The 4,967-nt window shown below is 33.0% G+C and carries 6 protein-coding genes and 1 pseudogene; 1 reads left to right on the forward strand and 6 read right to left on the reverse strand.

Annotated elements, in window-relative coordinates; all coding sequences use genetic code 11:
• Nucleotides 1-110: pseudogene (locus SLS51_RS24765) on the reverse strand (AAA family ATPase); the annotation flags it as partial.
• 167 nt (nt 111-277) lie between these two features.
• Here SLS51_RS24765 and SLS51_RS24770 point away from each other — a divergent pair.
• Nucleotides 278-364, forward strand: coding sequence for a DUF7706 family protein (locus SLS51_RS24770; RefSeq protein ID WP_439126907.1), 87 nt, complete (start codon nt 278-280; stop codon nt 362-364).
• A 709-nt stretch (nt 365-1,073) separates the two neighbouring features.
• Here SLS51_RS24770 and SLS51_RS22315 read toward each other — a convergent pair.
• From SLS51_RS22315 to SLS51_RS22335, 5 genes are all read right to left on the reverse strand, one after another.
• Nucleotides 1,074-1,307, reverse strand: coding sequence for an AHH domain-containing protein (locus tag SLS51_RS22315; RefSeq protein WP_323840713.1), 234 nt, complete (start codon nt 1,305-1,307; stop codon nt 1,074-1,076).
• A 579-nt stretch (nt 1,308-1,886) separates the two neighbouring features.
• Nucleotides 1,887-2,357 (reverse strand): SMI1/KNR4 family protein, encoded by a 471-nt coding sequence (locus SLS51_RS22320; protein WP_323840714.1) that lies wholly within the window; start codon nt 2,355-2,357, stop codon nt 1,887-1,889.
• A gap of 13 nt (nt 2,358-2,370) precedes the next feature.
• Nucleotides 2,371-2,838 carry an HNH/ENDO VII family nuclease gene (locus tag SLS51_RS22325; RefSeq protein WP_323840715.1) on the reverse strand — a complete coding sequence of 156 codons (468 nt, stop codon included), beginning with the start codon at nt 2,836-2,838 and terminating at the stop codon, nt 2,371-2,373.
• A 1,223-nt stretch (nt 2,839-4,061) separates the two neighbouring features.
• A complete protein-coding gene (locus SLS51_RS22330; protein WP_323840716.1) occupies nt 4,062-4,412 on the reverse strand; it encodes a hypothetical protein in 351 nt (116 codons plus the stop codon).
• A partial coding sequence (locus SLS51_RS22335) for an RHS repeat-associated core domain-containing protein (RefSeq protein ID WP_323840717.1) occupies nt 4,412-4,967 on the reverse strand: 556 nt, incomplete at its 5' end. The genes SLS51_RS22330 and SLS51_RS22335, both read right to left, overlap by 1 nt.

The raw sequence follows: 4,967 nt of genomic DNA on the forward strand, positions 1-4,967 counted from the left end.
GTTTGATAGCCGAGGTTGGACGTTAAAAAGAAGACCACATTTTTACAGTCAATCACCCGGCCTTCCCCGTCGGCCAACTCACCTTTATCGAATGCCTGATAGAACAGGTTCGTTTGGTTGTGCAGACGGATAGCATAGAAGCCATAAACGATAGCGAGCAGCATAATCCCGCGCCAGAACAGATGCTTAATGGTCAGACGCTTACCCAAGCGATAGCGATCATTATGCTCATTGGCGTTACTGTGGAGAACGATGGGCGGAGATACGCGCCTGTGCCGTGAATGACGAGGAAGCGTATCAGATTAGGGATGCCATCGGTAAGTTTCAATCTGCTCTGGCTTACTGTGGGTATGCGCCACGGTAGATCAATAGGAACATCGGAAGATCTGGTGATTGTGAACTGCCTCTCTAAATCTAGTCATTAAATGTTGAATTTAGTTTTTGAGGGCAGTTCATCTATAATTTTATTCACTATTCTTCAAAAGAATAGGATTGAAAATAACTCATGTCTTTTTATCTTTTTTTATACCGCACGACATAACTCCTTTTTTAAATATAGAAAATATTCCTTCTAATTTAGCGTCTTGATTAAAAGAGAATAAATATCGATAAATGCTTATCATATTTAACCTGTCATTACATTCATTATTTACTTCATTTAGAAAGTTATCGTGCTCTATGTTATCAACTAACCCTTGTTTCTTTCTTATAAGATATGGTTTTCTTTTATCTCATATTTTCTTTAACTTGATCCTGAATAGATGTTTTTATTCTGTCAAGGATATCCTTTTCTGCTTTTTTATAATCCTCATGAAGATAAAACTCGGATGCCAAATCAGAGAAAAATCACTCTAAACCATATAGTTACCTAGTACGTCTTGATCGAAAAGAAGCTTTAATGCTCTATCTTTATTATCAATAATTTCATATTCATTAAATTCTTCAATAGAACCGGATAAAAAATCCGAGCTTTTAAAGAATTCAATGGGTTCCATATAAAAATTTATTATCTCACCCAGATTAAATTATCCTAAAATTCTACTCCAGAGTTCAAAGATGCTTTGTCTGACTTTTTAATTTACGTCTTCCCCCTGAATATTAGTGTTATACCTATCTTTGTGTTTAATAATATTGCCATTCTCCATATCTTTTTTAGCTATATTTTGGATGTTAGCTACTTGTTTCGATATGGCATCAGTTGATTGATTTAAATTTATTTTATCCAGAGTATTTTTTATTGCATCAGTATATCCGTGATTACCTTGATGCCTTGCCATTGCACTAACCCGTCGGCATTGGCGTGGCATGGGTATTCACCTCGGTAAGAAAGAAGCCAGCCGGAAGCGATTCCGGCTTTTTGCTGTTTCAGAGGAAAAACAGAATAAAATAGCTAAAATATAGCCTATGTATATATTTATTATGAATTTTATATTTTTCTGTATTATGCCTTTGTTTATTTTATTATTTATTTTATATTTTTGTGATTTTAATTTATATATTTAATATATAATTTCAACCCTGTAAGATATTTATTTTAAGTATGAAAATAACAAAGTTGAAAGATCATAGAGATATTTCAGTCCTACTTTTTTAATTAATAAATACCTTTATGCTCAGTTTTCTCTATGAATAAGTATTGTAAACTTTCTTGTATTTATTCGCCTTCATATGTTAGCGTAAAATAACTATCTATATTGGGTGGAAAGTGAGAACCATCAATGATTAAAAATATAGTTGATGATGTATCAGATATTATTGTCTTGAAGAAGTCAAAAATAGCTGTTTTATCCTTTTCATCTAATTTTGATAATGCGGGATGAGACGTTTAATTTTAAAATGGGCAAGCCAGATTTCTCTGGCTTATCACTATTAATATAAAGTAGCTTTTATAAGTCTTCTATAGCTTGTTTTATTTCTTCTAAGAGAAATTCAGCATAACTATCTGCAATTATGTTTTTAGCTCCATCTCTTTTGAAGGATAATTCAGTCTCAACTACTACAGCTTCTCCTGTTTTTCCTTTAATACTGGTATCAATAGAATAGGAAGGACCATATCCCGATGATTTTATTTTAATCATCCCTTCATCTATATCACCTGAATCTCTGGCCTGCTTTGTTACATACAGAATACATGGGGCTTGATTTCCATTTATTCCCTTTTTAGTTATTCCATAGTAATCATCTCCGCCGAAAGAAAGTGTCCCATATTTTTGTAAGAAAATTTTATATGACTCAGGAAAAGTAACACCAAGCAATGATTCGAATTCACGGATAGTATCTATATCAATCCCACCACTAGAAAGAATTTCTTCCCCGCTTGATATCATTTCCTTTTCAATTAAATCTATATAATTCATAGCTTCCTTCCTCTTAAGGAGTTAAAAAGTCCAATGCTCTTGTTTTCCAATATTTTTTCTTCCACCGGTTAAATGGACGCCTATTCATTGATGGTGGCGTACTATTATATGTACGTCTTATGCCATCAGGACCGACCCATGTTTTATCCCATTGATTTGAATACATATGAAGCATATGGTTGTATTTACTATGGGTACTACTTAAAATTTCAGTCATTGGGCCAGGTTCATTTTGAATGACATGATGAAGGTTTATTTCTAAGCCATCCTTACCAATAGGTGTAATCCCTTTCTTCATTTGTTGAATATTCGTCCTTCCGAAGTCATCAATATGATTGAGATCAAATAAATCATTTCCTTGGTAAACTCTAAGCTTCAATCCGCACTGACTTACTGTGGGTATGCGCCACGGTAGATCAATAAGAACATCGGAAGATTTGGTGATTGTGAACTGCCTTTCTAAATCTAAATAGCGTTTCATAATTTTGTTATTCAACCTATTGTTATATATGGAATTATGAGTGGTATAATATGTAGCACTATTTTAGAATCTTATTTAGTCATTAAATGTTGAATCTAGCTTTTGAGGGCCGTTCATCTATAATTTTATTAACTATTCTTCAAAAGAATAGGATTGAAAATAACTCATGTCTTTTTATCTTTTTTTATACCGCACGGCATAACTCCTTTTTTAAATATAGAAAATATTTCTTCTAATTTAGCGTCTTGATTAAAATAAATATCGATAAATGTTTGTCATATTTAACCTGTTATTACATTCGTCATTTACTTCATTTAGAAAGTTATCGTATTCTATGTTATCAACTAACCTTTTTTTCTTTCTTATAAGATATCATTTTCTTTGACTTGATCCTAGGTAGATATTTTTATTCTGTGAAGGATATCCTTTTCTGCTTTTTTATAATCCTCATGAAGATAAAACTCGGATGCTAAATCAGAGAAAAAATCACTCTAAACCATATAGTTACCTGGTATGCCTTGATCGAAAAGAAGCTTTAATGCCCTATCTTTATTATCCATAATTTCATATTCATTAAATTCTTCAATAGAACCGGATAAAAAATCCGAGCTTTTAAAGAATTCAACTGGTTCCATATAAAAATTTATTATCTCACCCAGATTAAATTATCCTAAAATTCTACTCCAGAGATCAAAGATGCTTTGTCTGACTTTTTAATTTACGTCTTCCCCCTGAATATTAGTGTTATACCTATCTTTGTGTTTAATAATATTGCCATTCTCCATATCTTTTTTAGCTATATTTTGAATGTTAGCTATTTGTTTCGATATGGTATTAATTGATTGATGTAGATTTATTTTATCCAGAGTATTGCATCAGTATATCCGTGATGATTACCTTGATGCCTTGCTATTACACTAACCCGTCGGCGTGGCATGGGTATTCACCACGGTAAGAAAGAAGCCAACCGGAAGCGATTCCGGTTTTTTACTGTTTCAGAGAGAAAACAGAATAAAATATCTAAAATATAGCCTATGTATATATTTATTATGAATTTTATATTTTTCTATATTATTCTTTTTTTATTTTATTATTTATTTTATATTTCAGTGATTTTAAGTTATATATTTAATATATAAGATCAACCCTGTAAAATATTTATTTTAAGTATAAAAATAACAAAGCCGGAAAGATCACGAGGATCTTTCCGGCTTTAAATTTAATTATTCATATTTTCCAGTAAACATAAATTCTTCAAGTATGTTAATGAACTTGGCTTTATCTCTTGTTTGCTTACTACCTAGGAATTTTTCCTCTTCTATTTTTCCTGTCTTTTTATTTGTTTTTATGATAAAAAAATCTAATATAAATAAACCGTTAGGATCTCCTTCTGGTTCATACCGTGAATCAAAGCAAAGGCCATCAAGAGAATTATGTCCACTAATCAAAATTGATCCATAGAACCAATCCATATTTTCTTTAGTAGGTTCATAGTCATAGAAATTATTTACATCAATTACCCACCTACTAGGTATTCTCAAGGGCTGAATATTCTTCCATATATCTTTTTTCATTAACGAACTCCGGGAATGTATTTTCCGACTTGTTCCAACGATGCCGGGAAACTGTGAATAGTAGGAATAGGGGCATTCGTCATTTCGATTCTTACCCAATTGGTTAATTGTCCTTCATTATACCCAACATGACCGGTAGGGTTTTTATAGAACATGAATCGAGTTCCGCCGTGGTCAAAAGCATGGCCATTGCGAATAGCTCCATATGCAGCTTGTTTCTCAAAGCCAGCTACCTTACTTGCATATTCCGGGAAATAAGATGCTTCAGGTCTTTTATCTAAGCTTCCTTTACCTACACTCAGATTTTTAGCTTCATTAATATCTTTTGCGTTGATATGTTTTGTTGCATGACGACCAGCCGTAGGACGTTGAGCATTATAAACATCTGTTCGAAGGGCCTTGCGTTTATGGTATCCAGTAGGATCACAACCCGCCAATCCCAGAGGATCAATCCAGTTTGCCGGATTATGCACGTAACTATAAGGACTTACGCCACCCCTTAAGTTTAGCGGATCAGGCGATAAGTACTGGCCTGTATCACTCTCGTAATAACGG

Source organism: Photorhabdus africana, assembly GCF_035181445.1.
Classification (GTDB): Bacteria; Pseudomonadota; Gammaproteobacteria; order Enterobacterales; family Enterobacteriaceae; genus Photorhabdus; species Photorhabdus laumondii.

Coding starts and splice junctions, on each gene's coding strand:
- SLS51_RS22315 (WP_323840713.1), bottom strand. CDS start 1,307: ATGCCACGCCAATGCCGACGGGTTAGTGCAATGGCAAGGCATCAAGGT.
- SLS51_RS22320 (WP_323840714.1), bottom strand. CDS start 2,357: ATGAATTATATAGATTTAATTGAAAAGGAAATGATATCAAGCGGGGAA.
- SLS51_RS22325 (WP_323840715.1), bottom strand. CDS start 2,838: ATGAAACGCTATTTAGATTTAGAAAGGCAGTTCACAATCACCAAATCT.
- SLS51_RS22330 (WP_323840716.1), bottom strand. CDS start 4,412: ATGAAAAAAGATATATGGAAGAATATTCAGCCCTTGAGAATACCTAGT.